This is a genomic window from Microbacterium sp. Bi128 (assembly GCF_918698205.1).
In genome coordinates this window covers 1-20255 of sequence record NZ_CAKKMM010000032.1, presented here as the reverse complement: position 1 = coordinate 20255, position 20255 = coordinate 1, and the positions used below count along the sequence as shown (strand labels likewise).

15 protein-coding genes and 3 tRNA genes are annotated in these 20255 nt (G+C 70.8%); 10 read left to right on the top strand and 8 right to left on the bottom strand.

Features of this window, described 5'->3' with window-relative positions; genetic code table 11:
• On the bottom strand, positions 1-972 hold a 972-nt coding region (locus tag LQV45_RS04715; protein WP_230005980.1), incomplete at its 3' end, for a M23 family peptidase.
• A 215-nt stretch (positions 973-1187) separates the two neighbouring features.
• Between LQV45_RS04715 and LQV45_RS04710 the strand changes: the two genes are divergently transcribed.
• From LQV45_RS04710 to LQV45_RS04700, 3 genes are all read left to right on the top strand, one after another.
• A tRNA-Glu gene (locus LQV45_RS04710) sits at positions 1188-1260 on the top strand.
• 26 nt (positions 1261-1286) lie between these two features.
• Positions 1287-1360: transfer RNA gene (locus tag LQV45_RS04705), tRNA-Asp, on the top strand.
• A gap of 64 nt (positions 1361-1424) precedes the next feature.
• Positions 1425-1497: transfer RNA gene (locus tag LQV45_RS04700), tRNA-Phe, on the top strand.
• Between the two features lie 73 nt (positions 1498-1570).
• Here LQV45_RS04700 and LQV45_RS04695 read toward each other — a convergent pair.
• From LQV45_RS04695 to LQV45_RS04685, 3 genes are all read right to left on the bottom strand, one after another.
• Positions 1571-3154, bottom strand: coding sequence for an AMP-binding protein (locus tag LQV45_RS04695; protein ID WP_230005979.1), 1584 nt, complete (start codon positions 3152-3154; stop codon positions 1571-1573).
• Positions 3155-3256: 102 nt separating this feature from the next.
• Positions 3257-4450: a chromate efflux transporter gene (gene chrA, locus LQV45_RS04690; protein WP_230005978.1), complete on the bottom strand. Its 1194-nt coding sequence runs from the start codon at positions 4448-4450 to the stop codon at positions 3257-3259.
• A gap of 44 nt (positions 4451-4494) precedes the next feature.
• A complete protein-coding gene (locus LQV45_RS04685) occupies positions 4495-5451 on the bottom strand; it encodes a Gfo/Idh/MocA family protein (RefSeq protein ID WP_230005977.1) in 957 nt (318 codons plus the stop codon).
• 104 nt (positions 5452-5555) lie between these two features.
• Here LQV45_RS04685 and LQV45_RS04680 point away from each other — a divergent pair, with 104 nt between their 5' ends.
• The 7 genes from LQV45_RS04680 to LQV45_RS04650 all read left to right on the top strand — a co-directional run bounded on the left by LQV45_RS04680 (position 5556) and on the right by LQV45_RS04650 (position 12909).
• Positions 5556-6716 (top strand): polysaccharide deacetylase family protein, encoded by a 1161-nt coding sequence (locus LQV45_RS04680; RefSeq protein ID WP_230005976.1) that lies wholly within the window; start codon positions 5556-5558, stop codon positions 6714-6716.
• A 147-nt stretch (positions 6717-6863) separates the two neighbouring features.
• A complete protein-coding gene (locus tag LQV45_RS04675; protein WP_138176552.1) occupies positions 6864-7991 on the top strand; it encodes a glycosyltransferase family 2 protein in 1128 nt (375 codons plus the stop codon).
• Positions 7992-8052: 61 nt separating this feature from the next.
• A complete protein-coding gene (locus LQV45_RS04670; protein WP_138176550.1) occupies positions 8053-8307 on the top strand; it encodes a glutaredoxin family protein in 255 nt (84 codons plus the stop codon).
• A gap of 7 nt (positions 8308-8314) precedes the next feature.
• Positions 8315-9250: a hypothetical protein gene (locus LQV45_RS04665; protein WP_230005975.1), complete on the top strand. Its 936-nt coding sequence runs from the start codon at positions 8315-8317 to the stop codon at positions 9248-9250.
• A complete protein-coding gene (locus LQV45_RS04660; protein WP_230005974.1) occupies positions 9240-10487 on the top strand; it encodes a kynureninase in 1248 nt (415 codons plus the stop codon). Before LQV45_RS04665 ends, LQV45_RS04660 begins: the two co-directional genes overlap by 11 nt.
• A gap of 46 nt (positions 10488-10533) precedes the next feature.
• Positions 10534-12279 (top strand): sodium:proton antiporter, encoded by a 1746-nt coding sequence (locus LQV45_RS04655; protein WP_230005973.1) that lies wholly within the window; start codon positions 10534-10536, stop codon positions 12277-12279.
• Between the two features lie 156 nt (positions 12280-12435).
• On the top strand, positions 12436-12909 hold the full coding sequence (locus LQV45_RS04650; RefSeq protein ID WP_230005972.1) for a dehydrogenase: 474 nt from the start codon (positions 12436-12438) through the stop codon (positions 12907-12909).
• A 220-nt stretch (positions 12910-13129) separates the two neighbouring features.
• Here LQV45_RS04650 and LQV45_RS04645 read toward each other — a convergent pair whose 3' ends face one another.
• The 4 genes from LQV45_RS04645 to LQV45_RS04630 all read right to left on the bottom strand — a co-directional run bounded on the left by LQV45_RS04645 (position 13130) and on the right by LQV45_RS04630 (position 20239).
• A complete protein-coding gene (locus tag LQV45_RS04645) occupies positions 13130-15475 on the bottom strand; it encodes an excinuclease ABC subunit UvrA (protein WP_230005971.1) in 2346 nt (781 codons plus the stop codon).
• Positions 15476-15707: 232 nt separating this feature from the next.
• On the bottom strand, positions 15708-17252 hold the full coding sequence (locus LQV45_RS04640) for a DEAD/DEAH box helicase (RefSeq protein ID WP_230005970.1): 1545 nt from the start codon (positions 17250-17252) through the stop codon (positions 15708-15710).
• Positions 17253-17434: 182 nt separating this feature from the next.
• Positions 17435-18007: a DNA-3-methyladenine glycosylase I gene (locus LQV45_RS04635; protein WP_230005969.1), complete on the bottom strand. Its 573-nt coding sequence runs from the start codon at positions 18005-18007 to the stop codon at positions 17435-17437.
• 129 nt (positions 18008-18136) lie between these two features.
• The gene (locus LQV45_RS04630) at positions 18137-20239 is read right to left on the bottom strand and encodes an acyl-CoA dehydrogenase (RefSeq protein ID WP_230005968.1); all 2103 of its coding nucleotides are present in this window, start codon (positions 20237-20239) and stop codon (positions 18137-18139) included.
• Positions 20240-20255: the final 16 nt, after the last annotated feature.

The following is a 20255-nucleotide window of genomic DNA, read 5'->3' as shown; positions in this document are numbered from 1 at the left end:
GCCACCGCCACCACCGCCGCCGGAGTTGCCGGCGTTCTGACGGTCGCGCTCCTCCTGCTCGCGCTGGGCGCGCGCACGGGCCTCGGCCTCTTCGCGGGCACGACGCTCGCGTTCTTCCCGAGCCTTGCGTTCGGCCTCGACACCGGCCTGGTAGTCGGCGACGGTCTTGGCCGTCGTGTCCTGCAGCGCGGCGAGCTGGGCCTCGAGCACGACCTGGTTCGCCTGCTGGGCCGCGAGAGCCGCCTGGGCGGCGTCGGCGGCCTGCTGAGCGGCCACCATCTTCTCTTCGGCGATCGTCTTCAGCCGATCGCGCTCGGCGCGGGCATCGTTGGCCTGATTGCTGAGCTGCTTGGCGTTGTCACGGGCGACCACGGCGGCGGTGTACACCGAGCGGTTGCGCTCGATGAGCTTGTCCATCGTGCCGAGCTTGGCGAGCAGGTCGTCGGCGGTCGCCGCCGACCCTGAGAAGAACAGGTCGAGCGACGTGTCGTCACCGCCGCTGCGGTACAGCTGCGCCGCGACCTTTCCCGCCTTGGTGGCGGCATCCGTCGCCTTCGCCGCTTCGGCGTCGGCCTGCGATTGGATCTGCTGGGCGCGGTAATCGGCATCGAAGTACGCCTGCTGGGCCGCGTAGTACTCGTCGGAGCGGGCGACGACCTCGGCTTGCGTGCGCGCCACCTCGGACTGCAGGCCCGCGATCAAGCCCTGGATGCGGGCGATCTCGGCGCCCTTGGCGGCCTCGTTGGCGCGTGCGGCCTCGACGTCGGCCCACGACGGGTAGTCGGCCGCGAACGCCGGCGACGACGACGAGAGAGAGGGCACGGTGGCGCCGAACGCACCGAGCGCGACGGCACCGAACGCACCCAGCTTGAGGGCGCCGCGCCGGTCGAGCGAGGGCCAGAGGCGGCTTCGCTCGGACGGGGTCGGCGCGCAGCCGCAGTCGTCCGCGCCGTCGGGGGGTTCAGGCGTCACGGGAATACCTCATCTCACCGGTTCGCAACTCGCACCACAGTAGCAACACGAATCACACGAACAACAGGGCGAGTTCCCGCCGCCCGGCCCAGTCTGAACCCCCGACACGCCGGAACGACGGAGCGCCACGCCCTCGATTGGCAATCTGAAAGATCATGAAGTAGGCTCGGTCGTCGGCAAGTGAGCACGGAATCGCAAGGTTTCGGGGTTCATCCGGCCCCATCGTTTAGCGGCCTAGGACGCCGCCCTTTCACGGCGGTAGCACGGGTTCGAATCCCGTTGGGGTCACTCGCCGAATACAATTGAACAATCATGGCCCTGTAGCGCAGTTGGTTAGCGTGCCGCCCTGTCACGGCGGAGGTCGCGGGTTCAAGTCCCGTCAGGGTCGCTCCATAGCGACGGGCCTTCTTTCGAGGAGGCCTTTCGTCTAGGAAGCGGCAGACATGTCGCTCGGCTCTGTAGCTCAGTTGGTAGAGCGTTCGACTGAAAATCGAAAGGTCACCGGATCGATGCCGGTCGGAGCCACACGGGTGACCGTTACAGTCACCCTAGGAACCCTCGCGTAGCTTCTACATCGCGGGGGTTTCGCCTTTCCCCCTCACCCTTCGCGGGCGCGCAGGTCCTTCCGCAGGATCTTCCCCGAGGCGGATTTAGGGATCACGTCGATGAACTCCACGCGCCGCACCTTCTTGTGCGGGGCGACCTGGGCGGCGACGAAGGACATGACGTCCTCTGCACTGAGCTCCATCCCCGGCGCCGCGACGATGAACGCCTTCGGGATCTCCTGCTTGTCCTCGTCGAGCACGCCGACGACGGCGGCATCCTGGATCTGCGGGTGCGACAGCAGCAGGGCCTCCAGCTCGGCCGGAGCGATCTGATACCCCTTGTACTTGATCAGCTCCTTCAGCCGATCGACGATCGTGAAGTAGCCGTCGACGTGGTGCGTGGCGATGTCGCCGGTGTGCAGGAAACCGTCGTCGTCGATCGTCTCCGCGGTCGCGTCGGGGCGGTTGAGGTAGCCCAGCATCACGTTCGGACCCCGCACCCACAGCTCACCCGGCGCGGTCAGTCCGCCCTCGCCGTGCGCCTCGATCTCGGCACCGGTCTCGGGATCGACGAGCTTGGCTTCGACATTGGGCACGAGCACACCGACGGAACTCACCGGGATGTCGTCGCGCTCGGGCGGGATCGCGTGCGAAACGGGGCTGAGCTCGCTCATGCCGTAGCCCTGGAAGAAACGGGCGTGGATGCGTCGCCCGGCGGTCTCGGCGGTCTCACCGTCCAGCGGCGCGGCCCCCGAGAACACGGTGTGCACGCTCGAGATGTCGACCTCGTCCACGACGGGGTGCTTGGCCAGCGCGACCGCGATCGGCGGCGCGATGAACAGGAACGTGCACCGGTGTTCCTGGATGCCGCGGAGGAACGCCGACAGATCGAACCTCGGCATCGTCACGAGCGTCGCACGCTGGCGCAGCGCGAGGTTGAGCAGCACGGTCATGCCGTAGATGTGGAAGAACGGCAGCACCGCGAGCACGCGATCCTCACCGCCCAGCCGGATGCTGACGCGGCACTGGTCGACGTTGGACACGAGGTTGCGGTGCGAGAGCATGACCCCCTTCGGCACGCCCGTCGTCCCGGAGGAGTAGGGCAGCACCGCGACGTGCGTCGCCGGGTCGAAGGAGACCGCCGGCGGCGTCCGCCCCTCGGCCAGCAGCGACCCGAGGTCGGGGTGCCCGGAGGCCCCGTCCAGCACGATCACCCGATCGTCGGTGAGGCCGACGGCGCGCGCCGCCTCCGCGGCGGGACCGAGCAGCGGCGCGACGGTCACGAGCCACGTCGCACCGGCATCCCTCAGTTGCTTCTCGATCTCCTGGGCCGTGTAGAGCGAGTTGACCGTCGTGACGATGGCGCCCAGACGCAGGATGCCGTGGAACACCGTCGCGAACGCGGGCACGTTGGGGCACAGGACGGCCACCACGGTCCCGGCGTCGACGCCCCGGTGGGCCAGCGCTCCGGCGAAGGCGTCGACCTGGGCGCGCAGGGCGCCGTACGTCGTCTCGCCCCCGGTGGCGGCGTCGATCAGGGCGACCCGGGAGAGATCGGCGTCGTCGAGCGAGCCGAAGAGGTGATCGTAGACGCTCTGCGACGGGATCTCGATGCGCGGGTACGGGCTGTGGAACACGGTGATCTCCTTCGATACCGGCGCGGCGACGATGCCGTGGGCTCATCCTGCCAAAGCCGGAACCCGGTGTCACGGCTCCTGATACGCAGGCCCAGGCGACTCTCAGACGAAAGCGAGCACGATCCCGCCGAGCGCCCCGACGATGACGACCGCCCACGCGGGGGTCCGGAACGCCGTGAGCAGCACGAATCCCGCCAGGGCCAGGACGAACGGTCCGGGCCCGGTCACGGCCGTAGTGAACACCGGGGTGTAGAGCGCCGCTCCGAGGATGCCGACGACCGCCGCGTTGGCGCCGCGCATCGCCGCGCGCACGCGGGGCCGTCCGCGGAGCGCGTCCCAGAAGGGCAGTACCCCGAGGAGCACGAGGAACCCGGGGAGGAAGATCGCGCCGAGGGCGATCGCCGCGCCGGCGAGACCGCCGGGCCCGACCGACGAAATGTCCCCCAGGTAGGCCGCGAACGTGAACAAGGGCCCGGGCACGGCCTGCGCCGCCCCGTAGCCCGCGAGGAACGCGTCGGGCGACACCCAGCCGGTCTGGACGACCTCGGCCTGCAGGAGCGGGAGCACGACGTGCCCTCCCCCGAACACCAGAGCCCCGGACCGGAAGAAGGCGTCGGCGAGCGCGATCGCCCCCGAGCCGGTCACCGCCGCCAGCGCGGGAAGCCCGATCAGCGCGAGGGCCGCGACGGCGAGGCATCCGATCGCGACCACCCGGGACACCCCGAACGACGGCAGCGCGTCTGCTGGGGGTTCCGCGACCCCGCGCAGCAGGACGAGCCCGGCCACGACACCCAGGACGAGAGCACCGAGCTGCCCGAACGCGCCCGGGATGAACAGCGCCGACGCCGCCGCGACCACCGCGATCCCGGCGCGCGGCGCGTCGGGCGTGAGCGAGCGGGCCATCCCCCACACGGCTTGGGCCACGATGGCCACCGCCACGATCTTCAGCCCGTCCAGGATGCCGCCACCCACCCGACCGCCGAACAGCGACGCCCCGGCCGCGAACGCCACGAGCAGCGCCGCCGAGGGCAGGGTGAAGCCGAGGAAGGCCGCGAGGGCGCCGAGGAAGCCGGCGCGCTGGAGCCCCATCGCGAACCCGACTTGGCTGGACGCGGGTCCGGGGAGGAACTGGCACAGGGCGACGAGGTCGGCGTAGGCCCGGTCGTCCATCCAACGGCGGCGCGTGACGAGGTCGTCGCGGAAGTACCCGAGGTGCGCGATCGGACCGCCGAACGACGTGACACCGAGACGGAGGAAGGCGATGAACACCTCTGCGGCGGTGCCGGCTCGTGTCATCCGGTCTTCCTACCCCTCCAGGGGAAACGGTGGGTGAATCGGGGTCACCGCAGGGGCCGCTCGAGCAGCAGGTCGACCAGCCGCAGCGTCTGGCCCGTGCGATCCTGATCGGCCGTGACGTCCGCGCCGTGGACGGCGTCGCGGAAGCGTTCGACCTCTCCGACCATCGGGTTCTCGGGCGCGGCGACGTCGATGACCTCCGCATCGCCCGCGCGCGGGGTGAGGACGAGTCGGCGCGGGGAGTCGATCGCGTCGATCGTCAGCGAGCCCTCCTCCCCCTGGATTTCGCTCGGCAGCGCGGTGTCGGTGATCTTCGACCACGCCACATCGGCGACGAACCCGTCGAACTCCGCGATGGCGCTGCCCAGCCCGTCGGTCTGCGCGGCGATGCCCACGCGCGACCCGAGGATCTGCCGGGGCGCGCCGAACAGCAGAACCAGCGCGTGCAGCGGGTAGACGCCCAGGTCGCGCAACGCGCTTCCGCCGAGAGCCGGGTCGAAGATGTTCGTCTGCTCACCGGCGAGCACGAGGTCGTACCGCGCCGACCGCTTCTCGTAGCGGAACGAGACACGGCGGATGCGTCCGATCCGCGGCAGGACATCGCGGATCGCGCGGATGCCGGGGTCGTAGGCGGTCCGCATCGCCTCCAGTAGCACCACCCCGCGCTCGCGCGCCCGTCCGACGAGGTCGAGCCACTCGTCGGCGGTCAGCACCGCGGGCTTCTCGACGAGCACCGGGATGCCGGCATCCACCGCGGCCCGCACCTGCTCGGCGTGCACCGCGTTCGGGCTCGCGAGATAGACCGCGTCGACGTCCCCGGCCGCCAGCAGGGCATCGAGGCCCGGTGCGGTGCCCAGAGCGCCGATGCGGTCGGCGAACTCGGCCGCCCGCCGTTCGTCACGCGACGCGACGCGACCGAGCGCGACGCCCTCGACCTCACCGACGGCGTCCGCGAGGCGTTCGGAGATGGAGCTGGTGCCGACGATTCCGAGACGGATCATGTCCCCATCATGGCGGGCCCGATCGGCGAGACCACTCCCGGGACGCGGGCACCGTCCCGCTAGGATCACCGTGATCGCGGGGACGATCACCGAGAAACCGGGGGATGAAGATGGTCACGCGAGCTCAGCGACGACGCCAGGCATCGCGGCGAGTGCGGCTGCGCCGCACGATCGCCGTGGTGATCGCGGTCGCCGTGGTCGCCGGCGGCGTGACCGTGTTCGCCGTCGCCCGTGGGTCATCCTCGCCGCCGGTCGCCGACGCCGACTCCACGATCGCCCCGACGCCGTCGGACACACCCACGCCCACGCCGACTCCCCTCACCCCGGCGCAGGCGCTGCTGGCCACCACCACCGACCCGAAAGCCTGCGCCGTCTCCTTCGCCGGAGACGGGATCGTGCTCGATCCGCAGCTGCAGACCCAGGACGTGCGCTACGAGAAGCTGCCCCTCCCCCGCGCGGAGGGCCGGGTCTTCGCCGGGTGGTACGACACCCCCGCGAACGCGAGCGCCCTGACCCTGCCGGCACGGATCAACGGCGCCGACCTCGTCACGTGCACCGACCGGCAGCGGACGCTCCACGCGGCGTGGACGACGCCCGAAGCGAACGCGGCGGAGGATGCCGGCATCCCGATCCTCATGTACCACCAGTTCACCCGGAAGCCCGAGGGCGAGGACGGCTGGCTGCGCGGGAACTACGCCTACGTCGGTGACTTCGACGCGCAGATGGCCTACATCCAGGAATCGGGGTTCTACCTGCCGACGTGGGACGAGGTGAGCGCGTTCATCGACGGGGCGCTGTTCCTGCCGAAGCGCTCCGTCGTCATCACCGACGACGACGCAGACAGCTCGTGGCTGGAACTGGCAGCCCCCATCGTGGACGGCCGGAACCTGCTCACCACCTCGTTCGTCATCACCTCCGCGCGCTCCGAGGGCACTCCCAACCGCTTCGTCCTGCAGCGCTCGCATACGCACGACATGCACCGCGCCGGCGCGAACGGGAAGGGTCGGATGGTCAACGACGATGCCGACACCATCGCCGCCGACCTCCAGCAGTCCGCCGCGATCCTCGGGGCGAAGGAGGTCGTCGCGTACCCCTTCGGGCACTACGACGACACCACCAAAGAGGGGCTACGGCGCGCCGGTTTCGAGCTCGGCCGCACGATCGAGCCCGGCTACGTGCGCATCGGCACCGACAAGCTCGCGCTGCCGGTGATCCGTATCAACTACGGCATGTCCGTCGACGATCTGAAGGCCGCGATCGGCTGAGATCCGAGCGTCCGAGCGCGCGCGGACACCGCTCGCGTGTGGTGAACATCCCGCTAGCTCCCAGCTAAATGATCCACAATCCTCATTTGGGCACGCGTCGGCCGGTCTACGCTGTGTACTTCTGGATTCACCGAAACGCGAGCACCCATGGACCTATCCGTCATCGTTCCGACCTTCAACGAGGGTCCGAACGTCGCCGAACTCGTCCGTCGAACGGTCGCCGCTCTCCCCGGCCGAGCCATCGAGATCCTCTTCGTCGACGATTCCACCGATGACACCCCCGACATCATCCGCGCCGTGGCGGCACACGCGTCGGTGCCGGTACGACTGCTCCACCGCGACCAGCCGGTCGGCGGTCTCGGCGGCGCCGTCGTCGACGGCATCCGCGCGGCGGCATCCGACTTCTGCGTCGTGATGGACGGCGACCTCCAGCACCCGCCCGAGGTCATCGCCGATCTGCTCGCGCGCGCCGAGGTCGGCGACGCCGACGTCGTCGTGGCCTCGCGCTACATCGCCGGCGGCACGTCCGACGGACTGGCCAACGCCGTGCGCACGCTCGTCTCCCGCGGCTCGACGCTCCTGACGAAGTCGATGTTCCCGCGCAAGCTGCACAACTGCTCCGACCCGATGACGGGCTTCTTCCTCGTCGACCGTCGCTCGCTCGACGTCGAGGGCCTGCGTCCGCGCGGCTTCAAGATCCTGCTCGAGATCCTCGCCCGCAAGCAGATGCGCGTCGCCGAAGTGCCGTTCTCCTTCGCCGCGCGCTTCGCGGGCGAGTCGAAGGCCTCCTTCAGTCAGGGCATGCGCTTCCTGACCCAGCTGACGATGCTGCGGTTCGGGCGCATGTCGGCCTTCGCCCTCGTCGGGGGCCTCGGCGCCGTGGCGAACCTGCTCATCATGTGGGGCCTCACCACCGTCGGGGTGCAGTACCTCGTGGCCGCGGTGATCGCCAGCGTGGTGACGATCGTCGCGAACTTCCTCGCCCTGGAGTACCTCGTCTTCGCCGACATGCGCGAAGAGTCGGGGCTCATGCGCCACCGGTTCGTGAAGTCGTTCGCGTTCAACGGCATCGAGGCGATCGTGCGCATCCCGGTGATCTGGCTGCTGGTGAACCAGGCGCACATCCAGAGCGTCGTCGCCGCGGCCCTGACGCTCGTCGCCGCATTCGTCGTGCGCTTCGTGTTCCACGCCCTCGTGGTCTACGCGCCCAAGAAGACGCGCAACGCCAAGATCGCCGCGATCTCCGAGCCGCTCGAGGACGAGCTGGCGGCCTGACGCCCGTCGGCGGCCCCCATCGCACGAGGCCGCGTCCGCCTCGGCGGCGTACGCTGGACGCATGTCCGACGCATCCATTCGCATGTTCGGCGCCGACTGGTGCCGTGACTGCATCCGCACGAAGAAGCAGCTCGACGACCTGGGCATCGCCTACGAGTACGTCGACCTGGTGGCCGACCCCTCCGCCGCAGACGTGGCCAAAGAGATCTCCGGCCGCACGAACATCCCCGTCGTGGTCTACCCCGACGCGTCGCACCACGTCGAGCCCACCAACGCCGACGTCGAGGCGAAGCTCCGCGAGCTCTCGCTGATCTGACGCGCCGATGCTCACCGCCGCGTGGCCGGTACGCCGTCACGCGAGCGGTGAGACCGGCACGGCTCTCCCCGCCTTCGTCGACCACCACGTCCACGCGCACCTCATCGATGTGCACGCCCTCCCCGGGCGGGGGATCGCCGGGGCGATCGACCTCGGGGGCGATCCCACGGCGCTCCGACGCCTGAGCCCCGGACTCCCCCGACTCGCGTTCGCCGGAGCGTTCCTCACCGTCCCCGGAGGCTATCCGAGCGGGCGGTCCTGGGCCCCGGATGCCACGGTGCACACCGTCACCGACCCCTCGGCCCATCCCGGTGTCCCGGGCGGAGCGAGGACGGCGGTCGATGCGCAGGCCGACGCCGGGGCGTCCGTCATCAAGGTGGCGCTCAACGCCGACGCGGGTCCGGTCCCCTCGGATGCCGTCCTCTCGGCGATCCTGCACGCCGCACGCGAGCGCGGGCTCCCGGTCGTCGCGCACGCCCAGGGCGCGGGGCAGGTCGAACGGGCGGTCGAGGTCGGCATCGCCGCCCTCGCGCACACCCCGTTCGACGCCTCCCTGTCCCGGCGGCTCATCGCGCGCGCGGTCGAGACCGGTCAGATCTGGATCTCGACGCTCGACATCCACCGCGGCGCGACCCGCCAGCGCGCGATCGCCTACCTCGGCGCCTTCCACGCCCGCGGCGGGCGCGTGCTGTACGGCACCGACCTGGGCAACGGACAGCTCCCCGTGGGCGTCAACCGCCGCGAGCTGCTCGCGCTGCAGCAAGCGGGTGTGCGCGGCGACGCGCTGGTGGCATCCCTCACCGATCCCTGGCCGGCGCACACCGGCACCGACGCGGTCCGCAGCTTCCTCGCCGGGCCTGCCCCGACCGACCCCGATGACCTGGCGACGTGGCTGTCACGGGCGATCGTTGTCCCGACCGAGGAGCTCACGCGTGTCGACTGATCCCACCGCCGTGTTCGACGACGAGGCTCGCGCCCTCGACGCGGCCGACCCCCTCGCCGCCCACCGCGACGCCTTCGTGGGGGCAGAGAGCTCGCTCGTGTACTTCGACGGCAACTCTCTGGGTCGCCCGCCGCGCGCGACCGCCGAGCGCCTCGCGGAGTTCGTCACCACCGAGTGGGGCGGGCGTCTCATCCGCGGATGGGACGAGTCGTGGATGGAGCTGCCGTTCCGCATCGGCGATCGACTCGGACGGCTGGCGCTCGGGGCCGCGGCAGGGCAGACGGTGATCGGCGACTCGACGACCGTGCTGCTGTACAAGCTGCTGCGAGCGGCGCTCACGGAACGCTCGACCGCCGATCCCCAGCGCGTCGAGATCGTGGTGGGCCGCGACGACTTCCCCACCGACCGTTACCTCGTCGAGGGCATCGCCGCCGAACGCGGCGCACGGATCGTCTGGGTCGAGGTCGACACCGCGCGCGGGGTGGATGCCGACCTGCTCCGTGCCGCGGTCGGACCGCGCACCGCGGTCGTGCTGCTCAGTCACGTCTCGTACCGTTCGGGCTTCCTCGCCGATGCCCGGACCCTCACCCGCATCGCGCACGACGCCGGCGCGCTCGTGCTGTGGGACCTCTGCCACTCCGCCGGTTCCGTGCCGGTCGACCTCGACGGCTGGGCGGTCGACCTCGCGGTCGGCTGCACCTACAAGTACCTCAACGGCGGCCCGGGCGCCCCGGCCTTCGCGTACGTCGCCGCACGGCACCACGCCACGCTCACGCAGCCGATCCAGGGGTGGATGGGGGCCGCCGACGTCTTCGCGATGGGACCCGAGTACCGCCCCGCCGAAGGGATGCGCCGGTTCCTCTCGGGCACCCCGCCGGTGCTGGCGATGCTCGCGATGCAGGACACGCTCGACCTGATCGAGGATGCCGGTATCGCCGCAATCCGCAACAAATCCGTGGCGCTCACCGACTTCGCGCTGCGCGTGAGCGATGGCATCCTGAGCCCCCTCGGTGTCACGGTGGCCTCGCCGCGCGACCCGGCCGAGCGGGGTGGCCACGTGACGCTTTCGCACCCGGCGATGCGCGCGGTCACGGTGCGGCTCTGGAAGGACGACGTGATCCCCGACTACCGCGACCCGGGTGGTCTGCGCATCGGGCTCGCGCCGTTGTCGACGAGCTTCGCCGAGACGCTCACGGGGCTGCGCGCCGTGGCGGAGGCCGTCCGCGCCGAGAGCTGAGCCGCCGCCGTCGTCAGCGTCGCGGTCACGGGTCTAGCCTCGGAGGGTGATCGACCCCCTCCTCATCGTCGTCGTCGGCATCGTGGTGGTCGCGCTGGTGACCGTGATCGCGCCGCGTTTCAACATCGCCGGCCCCCTGGTCCTCCTGGCCATCGGGCTCGGTGTGAGTCTGCTGCCGTTCGTCCCGGCGATCGCCATCGACCCCGAGGTGATCCTCATCGGCGTGCTGCCGCCGCTGCTGTACTCGGCGGCCGTGCAGCTCCCCGCCATCGAGTTCCGGCGCGACTTCGCGCCCATCGCCGGCCTGTCGGTGCTGCTGGTGGTGGCGAGCTCGCTCGGCCTCGGCCTGTTCTTCGCCGCCGTGATCCCCGGCCTCGGGCTCGCGCTCGGCGTGGCGCTGGGCGCGATCCTCAGTCCGACGGATGCCGTGGCCACCTCGATCGCCAAGCGGCTGGGCATCGAGCCGCGCGTGGTCACGATGCTCGAGGGCGAGAGCCTGCTCAACGACGCCACCGCCCTGGTGCTCTTGCGCACGGCCGTAGCCGCCGTGGCATCCGGATTCGCGTTCGCCGATGCGGTCGGCAACTTCGCCTGGGGCGTGCTGCTGGCCCTTGTGCTCGGCGCGCTCGTCGGGTGGGGCAACCTGCGGCTGCGCGAGCGGGTGACCAACTCCGCGGCGAACACCGCGCTGAGCTTCACGGTGCCCTTCCTCGCGTACCTTCCCACCGAGCACTTCGGCGGCTCGGGTCTCGTGGCCGCCGTGGTCGCGGGCATCGTCACCGGCCAGGGCGCCGCCCGACGGTTCACGCCCGAGCAGCGTCTCAGCGATCGGCTCAACTGGCGCACGATCGAGCTGATCCTCGAGGGCGGGGTGTTCCTCGTCTTCGGTCTCGAGCTGAAGGACGTCGTCCGCAGCAACCTCGAGGAGAACGAGGGCCTGTGGCACGGCGCGTGGCTCGCCCTCTCGGCGCTCGGCATCGCCCTGGCGGTCCGCGCGATCTACGTCGCCGGGCTCATCTGGCTGCAGGGGCGACGCAGTCGGCGGAACACGGGGCACCGCGAACGCACCGCGCTGCTGAGTCAGCGCGTCGACGAGATGGAAGAGGCGTACCACGCCGATCCCGAGCGCTTTCATCGCCGCCGGAGCAACCCCGCCGGCGCCGCGCGACGATTCACGTGGGTGCGCCGTCGCATCTCCCGGACGGTGGCCGACCTGGACTACTACCGCGACACTCCGCTGGGCTGGCGGCACGGCACCGTAATCGTCTGGGCCGGGATGCGCGGCGTCGTCACGCTCGCCGCGGCCCAGACCCTGCCGCGCGAAGGAGTGCAGGACCGCCCGCTGCTGATCTTCGTCGCGTTCCTCGTCGCCCTCTTCAGCCTGCTGATCCAGGGACTCACGCTGCCGGCGGTCGTGCGGGCCCTCGGGCTCTCCGGCCGCGGCGGCGAAGGACCCACGCGCGAAGAACAGCACGCCCTGGATGCCGAGCTGCGTGCGGCGGCGGTCACCGCGGTCACGTCGGGGACCCTCGCGCGGCGGAACGGCGAACCCTTCCCGGCCGACCTCGTCGAGCGCGCCGGCGCGCGGCTGACCCGACCGCCGGACGATGAGGTCACCGCCCGCGCCCGTGATCTGCTGGAGCTGCGGCTCGCCTCGATCGAGGCGATGCGGCGAGAGCTCGAGCTCGTGAGCCGCGACGGCCGGTACAGCACCGCCGCGCTCCGACACGCGCTGGCCGAGTTGGATGCCGACCAGCTGAGCCTCGAACTCCGCCTGGACGGCGAGGACTAGCGCGGGCGACGCCCCATCTCCGCGAGACTTCACGCGGCTGACAACTGGGCTGCAGGCTGCAGTGGAGTTGTCAGCCGCGTGAAGTCTCAGCGGATGGATGCCGTCCCGGCGGGGGCGTGCGGCGGGTCGTGCGGCAGAATGGAGTCGGAGGTGTCCATGAGCGATCCGATTCCGGCGACCACGTCGTCCGCAGATGCCACGATCCCGGCCGCACCGCTCGCTCATACGGCGGCAGAGTGCCCGCAGTGCTTCACCGAGATGCAGGGCGACGGCGCCTGGTGGCGCGCGCGTCCCGCCGGTTCCCGCCTCGTGGGCCTGGTCGTGTCCCGGGCGGGTCTGCCCTCCGTCGTGCAGCAGCGCGACGATCTCACGCGCTTCGGGGTGCCGATCGAGGGGTTCCGCCATCCCGCGCCCGAGACGCTCGAGGACTGGGCGGCGCGTCTCGATCGCTTCTTCGGCACGCTCACCCGCGGAGACGTGCTCGTCGTGACGACGGTCGAGGCCCTCGGCGTCTCCCGGGCGGATGCCTCCCGCGCGGTGTCCGACCTGCGGCAGCGGGGCGTCATGGTCAAGGTGCTCGCCCACGGCGACCGTCACCTGCACACGGTCACGGTCGCACCCCCGGCCTGAGGCTTCGAAGCGGGACACGCTCCCCCAGCCGCGCCCGCGGCGCGTGGTCCGCGACGCCGACGCCCCCGAACCGGAGCACGGGCGTCAGCCCCCGACGCCCCGACCCGGAGCGCGGCCGTCTGACACCGACGCCCCAACCCGGAGCACGGCCACCTGACACCGACGCCCCAACCCGGAGCGCGGGCGTCAGCCCCCGGCGCCCCGACCCGGAGCGCGGCCGTCAGCCCGCGACGTATCGGGCCAGGTGCTCACCCGTGAGCGTCGCGGCGTCGGCCACGAGCTGCGTCGGAGTCCCCTCGAACACGACCGTGCCGCCGTCACGGCCGGCCCCCGGCCCGATATCGATGATCCAGTCGGCGTGGGCCATGACGGCCTGATGGTGCTCGATCACGACCACCGTGTTCCCGGCCTCCACGAGGCCGTCGAGCAGGGCCAGCAGGATGTCGACATCGGCGAGGTGGAGCCCCGTCGTCGGTTCGTCGAGGACGTACACCGCGCCATTCTTGGCCATCGAGATCGCCAGCTTCAGCCGCTGGCGCTCGCCCCCGGACAGCGTGTTGAGGGACTGCCCGAGCGTGATGTACCCCAAGCCGACGTCGACGAGGCGCCCGAGAACGGCGACCGCCGGTCCTCGGGTGAGGAACGCGGATGCCTCGGCGACGGACATCTCGAGAACCTCGGCGATGTTCTTGCCGTCGAGGGTGTACTCGAGCACCTCATCGGCGAAACCCGACCCGCCGCACAGCTCGCAGACCGTCTCGACCGTGGATTGGAAGCCCAGTTCGGTCACGATCGCGCCGAGGCCCCGACACGCCACGCAGGCACCCTCGGAGTTCGCGCTGAACAGTGCAGGCTTGACGCCGTTCGCCTTGGCGAAGGCCGACCGCACGGCATCCAGGATGCCGGTGTAGGTCGCCGGACTGCTGCGCCGTGAGCCCTTGATGGGCGACTGGTCGACCACCACGACGTCGTCGAACGCGAGCAGGTTGCCGTGGATGAGCGACGATTTGCCCGACCCGGCCACCCCGGTGACCACCGTCAGGACGCCGAGGGGGACGTCGACGTCGACGTTCTTCAGGTTGTGCTGCGACGCGCCCCGGATGGGCATCGCCCCGGTGTGCGGACGCACCGCCGGCTTGAGCCGCGCGCGATGGTCGAGGAAGCGTCCGGTCAAGGTATCCGAAGCGCGGAGTCCCGCCACATCGCCCTCGTACTGGACGGTCCCGCCGTCACGGCCCGCGCGCGGCCCGAGGTCGACGACGTGATCGGCGATCTCGATGACCTCGGGTTTGTGCTCCACCACGAGCACCGTGTTGCCCTTGTCGCGAAGTTGCCGCAGGGTGTCGTTCATCCGCTGGATGTCGTGCGGGTGCAACCCCGCCGTCGGCTCGTCGAACACGTAGGTGATGTCGGTGAGGCTCGACCCGAGATGGCGGATCATCTTGGTTCGCTGGGCCTCACCGCCCGAGAGAGTGCCGCTGGCCCGGTCGAGCGAGAGGTAGCCGAGCCCGATGTGCACGAACGCGTCGAGGGTGTCGCGCAACCCGTCGACGACCGGCGCGACCGAGGGGTCGTCGAGGGTGGCCACCCAGGCGGCGAGATCGGTGATCTGCATGGCCGCGGCATCCGCGATGTTCACCTCGCCGATGCGCGACGAGCGCGCTCCCTCGTTCAGCCGTGTGCCGCCGCACGCCGGGCACGAGACGAAGGTGACCGCGCGGTCGACGAATGCGCGGATGTGCGGTTGGAGCCCGTCGCGATCCTTCTGCACCATGCTCTTGGTGACCTTGGGGACGAGACCCTCGTACGTCATGTTGGTGTTGGCGATGCGGACCTTGGTCTGCTCGCCGTAGAGGAAAGCCTGACGTTCTTCGGCCGTGAAGTCGCGGACCGGCTTGTCGGCATCGACGAAGCCCGACTCGGCGTAGATCCGCACCATCCACCCGTCGGCGGTGTAGCCGGGCACGCGGATGGCGCCGTCGTTGAGCGACTTCGTCTCGTCGACGAGCTCGGCGATGTCGATGTCGCTCACCTGCCCGAGCCCCTCGCAGCCGGGGCACATGCCGCCCGTGATCTCGAACGAGCGTCGTTCTTTCTGCCCCGCGCGCGCCCCGGTCTTGATCTCGACCGCTCCGGAGCCCGAGAGGGACGGGACGTTGAACGAGAACGCCTGCGACGCTCCCACGTGGGGCCGGCCGAGCCTGCTGAAGAGCACGCGCAGCATCGCGTGCACGTCGGTCGCGGTTCCCACCGTCGACCGGGCGTTGGCCGCCATCCGCTCCTGATCGACGCGGATCGTGGCGCTGAGGTTCTCGAGCGCGTCGACCTCGGGACGCGAAGGCTGGCCCATGAACTGCTGGACGAACGTCGGGTACGTGTCGTTGATGAGTCGCTGCGATTCGGCCGCGATCGTGCCGAACACGAGCGACGACTTGCCCGAACCGCTCACGCCGGTGAACACCGTCAGCCGCCGCTTGGGCACGTCGAGGTCGACGTTCTTCAGGTTGTTCTCGCGGGCCCCGCGCACGCGGATGACGTCGTGGGCATCGGCGGGATGACGGGTCATGGCGGCTCCTCGGCTGGGTCGATCCTCAGTGTGCCGCAGACCCCCGACATCCGCGACGCTTCGTGCACACGCCCGCGCCGTCCCGCGGAGATCTCACCCGGCACGCCGTGTCCTGGCATCCGGGATCGGCGTGACGACCAGGTTCTCCGCAGGACCGTAAAGCCGCGTGAAGGCCCCGGAGAACGACGACGCCCCCGCGGACGGATCCGCGGGGGCGTCGAGAAGGCGTGCGTCAGCCCTGGGCGCGACGGTTCGTGCGCGGGCTGCGGGAGCCGACGACCATCCCGGTCGTGGGAGTGCCGGATGCCGAACGCCCGGCGCCCTGCGGACGGCCGGTGCCCCCGCCGGTGCGGGCGTTGCCGCCCGCGCCCTGGCCACGGCCCGAGCCCGAGCGCTGGCCCTGGCGTGCGGGCTGCGCCGCATCGGTTGCGCCCGCACCCTGGCCGGCGCCGCGGCCGCGACGACGGCGACCCTCGCCCGGAGTGGAGGTGCGGGAAGCGGCATCCGAGGATCCCTGGCCACGGGCGGCACGCTTGCGCTGCGCGTTGGCACCCTGCGAACGTCCGCCGCCCTGCGGCTGAGCCACCACGGGCTCGGGCTTGACGTACGGGGCGACCTCGCCGACGAGGGCGACGACCTCGGGCGAGGTCGGCGTGACCGGCTGCGGGGTGACCGAGATCTTGGCCTTGCGGAGGATGTCGAGGGTGTCGCGACGCTGCTCGGGAAGCATGATCGTCACGACGTCGCCCGCCGAACCGGCACGCGCGGTGCGACCCGAGCGGTGCAGGTACGCCTTGTGCTCGACGGGAGGGTCGACGTGCACGACCAGCTCGATGCCGTCGACGTGCACACCGCGGGCGGCGACGTCGGTGGCGACGAGGACCTTGGCACGGCCGTCGCTGAACGCGGCGAGGTTGCGGTCACGCGCGGGCTGCGACAGGTTGCCGTGCAGGTCGACCGAGGGGATGCCCGCGGCGGTCAGCGCCTTCGCGAGCTTCTTGGCCTGGTGCTTCGTGCGCATGAAGAGGATGCGGCGCGCGCTGCCCGAGGCGAGGGTCTCGACGAGCTGCTTCTTGGCATCCGCGTCGGCCGGAACGAAAACGTGGTGGGTCATCGCCGCGACGTGCGAGTGGGCCTCGTCGACGGAGTGCAGCACCTCGTTACGGAGGAAGCGCTTGACCAGCTTGTCCACGCCGTTGTCGAGCGTCGCCGAGAACAGCAGGCGCTGGCCATCGGCGGGCGTGCGCGAGAGCAGACGCGTGACGCCGGGCAGGAAGCCCAGGTCGGCCATGTGGTCGGCCTCGTCGAGGACCGTGATCTCGATCGCATCGAGGCTCGCGAAGCCCTGGCCGATGAGGTCTTCGAGGCGACCGGGGCAGGCGACGAGGATGTCGACGCCGGCGGCGAGCGCGTCGACCTGACGCTTCTGGTTCACGCCGCCGTAGACGGTGGTCGTGGTGAGGTCGTAGGCCGCGGCGAGGGGCTTGATGACCTCGTCGATCTGGTTGGCCAGCTCGCGCGTCGGGGCGAGCACGAGCGCGCGGGGACGACGGCCGCGACGGCGGTCGGTCTTGGCTGCGAGGCGGGCCACGAGGGGCAGCGAGAACGCGAGGGTCTTGCCCGAGCCGGTCTTGCCGCGGCCGAGGACGTCGCGCCCGGCGAGGGTGTCGGGCAGCGTGTCGGCCTGGATCGGGAACGGCTCGTTCTTGCCCTGCTCGGCGAGCACGGCGATCAGCGGCGCGGGCACGCCGAGGTCGGTGAAAGTCTGGGACGTCATGAAGTCTCCTGCCGGCGCGCGAGCACGCACGGCGGTTCGGGATGCCGCAATGCTGCGGCTGCAATGGGCGAAGGCGCCGGGCGGCGCATCCGTTCGCCGTGAAGGTCAAAGGCCCACGCAAGGGGGCCGGTGCGTTCGACGACGCTGGGAGCGAGAGCTCCGTCGTCCAGTCTAGCGGTGCGTCAGACCGCCGCGCGCCAGCACCCCGCGACGTGGTCGTCGACCATGCCCGACGACTGCATGAGGGCGTACATCGTGGTCGGGCCGACGAAGCGGAAGCCGCGGCGCCGGAGTTCTTTGCTCATCGCGGTGGATTCGTCGGTGACCGCGGGAACCTCGGCGAAGGACGACGGCGGGCGATGCTGCGCCGGGGCGAAGGACCACATCAGTGCGTCGAGCTCACCCTCGGCCATGCGCGCGACGATCCCGGCGTTGCCGATCACGGCCTCGATCTTGCCGCGGTGCCGGATGATCCCGGCATCCTGGAGCAGGCGTTCGACGTCGTCGGGACCGAAGGCGGCGACGGACGTCGGCTCGAACTCCTGGAAGACCTCGCGGAAGCGGGGGCGCTTGCGCAGGATCGTGATCCAGGACAGCCCCGTCTGGAAGCCCTCGAGGCTCATCTTCTCGAAGAGCGGGCGGTCGCCGTGGAGTGCCGTGCCCCACTCCTCGTCGTGGTACCGCTGGTACTCGGCATCCGCACCGGCCCATGCACAGCGCGCGACGCCGTCGTCACCGGTCGTGAGGTCGCTCATGCGTCCAGGGTAGGCGCGGGGTCCGACACCGGCCCGCGTCGGGTCGCGAGGCGCCGGGTCGCGTCGCGAGAACAGGAGACACGGCGGAGGGCGGCAGGCCCCCTCGGCCGCCGCCCTCCGCCGCCCGTCTTACTTGCCCGGCTTCTTCTCGGGGACCGGGGCGTCGCCCGAGGCCCGCAGCGCCGCGTAGTAGGACGCGGCCTCGTTCTGCCGGTCGTCCTCAACGCCCGTGGCGATCGCGGCGCGGATGTGCTCGGGGCCGTAGCCGAACGCGTCGACCAGATCCTGAGCGTGAGGCCGCAACCGCACGCAGAGTCGGTCGATGTAGCTCGACACCGCCGCCGCGCGCTGCGTCGACAGGCGTCCGTTGATCAGGTACCAGGCGAGGTGCTTCTCGATGAGCTGGAGTCCGAACAGGTCGCGCAGCCACGTCAGCACCTGTCGCGTCCCCTCATCGGCCACACCGTTGAGCGCGTCGGTGAACGCCTCCCACTGCAACAGCTCGCCGTGCGCCCGCGCGGCCTCGATCAGCTCGGCCTGGTTCTCGTTGAACAGCGCCGCGGCGTCCTCGCGGGGGAGCTTGGATGCCGGGCGCAACCGCCCCGCGATGTCGGCGATCATCTGCTGAACGCGGTCGGCGAGGAGTTCGTGCTGCTGCTGTGCCCGCAGCCCCTTCTCGACGGAGCGCGCGGTGGACCCCAGGTCGGTGACGGCCTGGCCGAGCTGTCGCATACCCGCACCGTGGAACAGCTTGCCGGCGGTCTGACCGACGGCGAAGGCGGCGAGGGCCTTGGCATCCTTGCCCTTGAACTGCTTGGCGTAGTCGGCGAGCAGGCGCTTGCCGACGAGCTGCAGCAGCACGTTGTTGTCGCCCTCGAAAGTGACGTAGATGTCGAGGTCGGCGCGGAGCCCCACGAGACGGTTCTCGAAGAGGAAGCCCTGCCCGCCGCACGCTTCGCGCGACTCCTGCAGGGTGTCCAGTGCGTGCCAGGTCGACAGGGGCTTCAGCGCAGCGGCCAGCGTCTCGAGGTCTTCGCGGTCGGCGTCGGTGTCGAGGCGGCCACTGAAGACGCCGTCGAACTTCTGCAGGAACTCGTCGTGCGCGAAGATCTGGGCGTAGGTGGTCGCCAAGCGCGGCAGCAGACGGCGCTGGTGCTTGCCGTAGTCGAGCAGAGTCACCTCGGGGGTGCCGCTGCCGGAGTCGAACTGGCGGCGCTGGTTGCCGTACGTGATCGCGATCGTGAGGCCGATAGCCGAGGCCCACGCGGCCGCACCGTCGAGCGAGACGCGCCCCTGGACGAGCGTGCCGAGCATCGTGAAGAAGCGGCGTCCGGGGCTGGCGATGTCGCTGGAGTACGTGCCGTCGGCGGCGACGTCGCCGTAGCGGTTCAGCAGGTTCTCGCGCGGCACTCGGACCTGATCGAAGTGCAGGCGGCCGTTGTCGATGCCGTTCAGACCGCCCTTGAGGCCGTCGTCCTCGCCGCCGATGCCGGGCAGGAAGTTGCCCTCGTCGTCGCGCAGCGGCACATAGAAGCAGTGCACGCCGTGGTTGACGCCGTTCGTGATGAGCTGCGCGAAGACCGTGGCGGCCTTGCCGTGCAGAGCGGCGTTGCCGAGGTAGTCCTTCCAGGCGCCGCGGAACGGCGTGTGGATGACGAACTCCTCGGTCTCGGCGTCGTAGGTCGCCGTCGTGCCGATCGCGGCGACGTCCGAGCCGTGGCCGGTCTCGGTCATCGCGAAGGCACCCGGGATGTCGAGGCTCATGATGCCCGGCAGCCACTTCTCGTGGTGCTTCTCGGTGCCGAGCTGGAGCACGGCCGAACCGAACAGGCCCCACTGCACGCCCGACTTGATCTGCAGGCTGGGGTCGGCGGCCACGAGCTCCTCGAAGCCGGCGATGTTCGAGCCGTTGTTCTCTTCGCCGCCGAATCGCTTCGGGAAGGCACGGTGCACGGCCTTGCGGGCGACGAGTTCGTGGAGCTGCCCCAGGGTGCGCTCCCGGTGGGCGTCCATGCCGAGGCTGTCATCCCGCCAGAACAGCGGGTCCTTCAGCATCTCGCGCGCCTCTCGGCGCGTGTCGGCCCACGTTCCGAGCAGGAGGTCGGTCACCCGCTCGATGTCGATGCGGTTCTCGGCGGCCTCGGCGGCGGAATGCGCGGCGGTGGGCGCACCCCCGACGGGCGTGCGCGTGCTTGTGGCGGGCGTGGCGGGACGGACGGCGGCGTCGGTCATTTCGGCACCTTTCGAC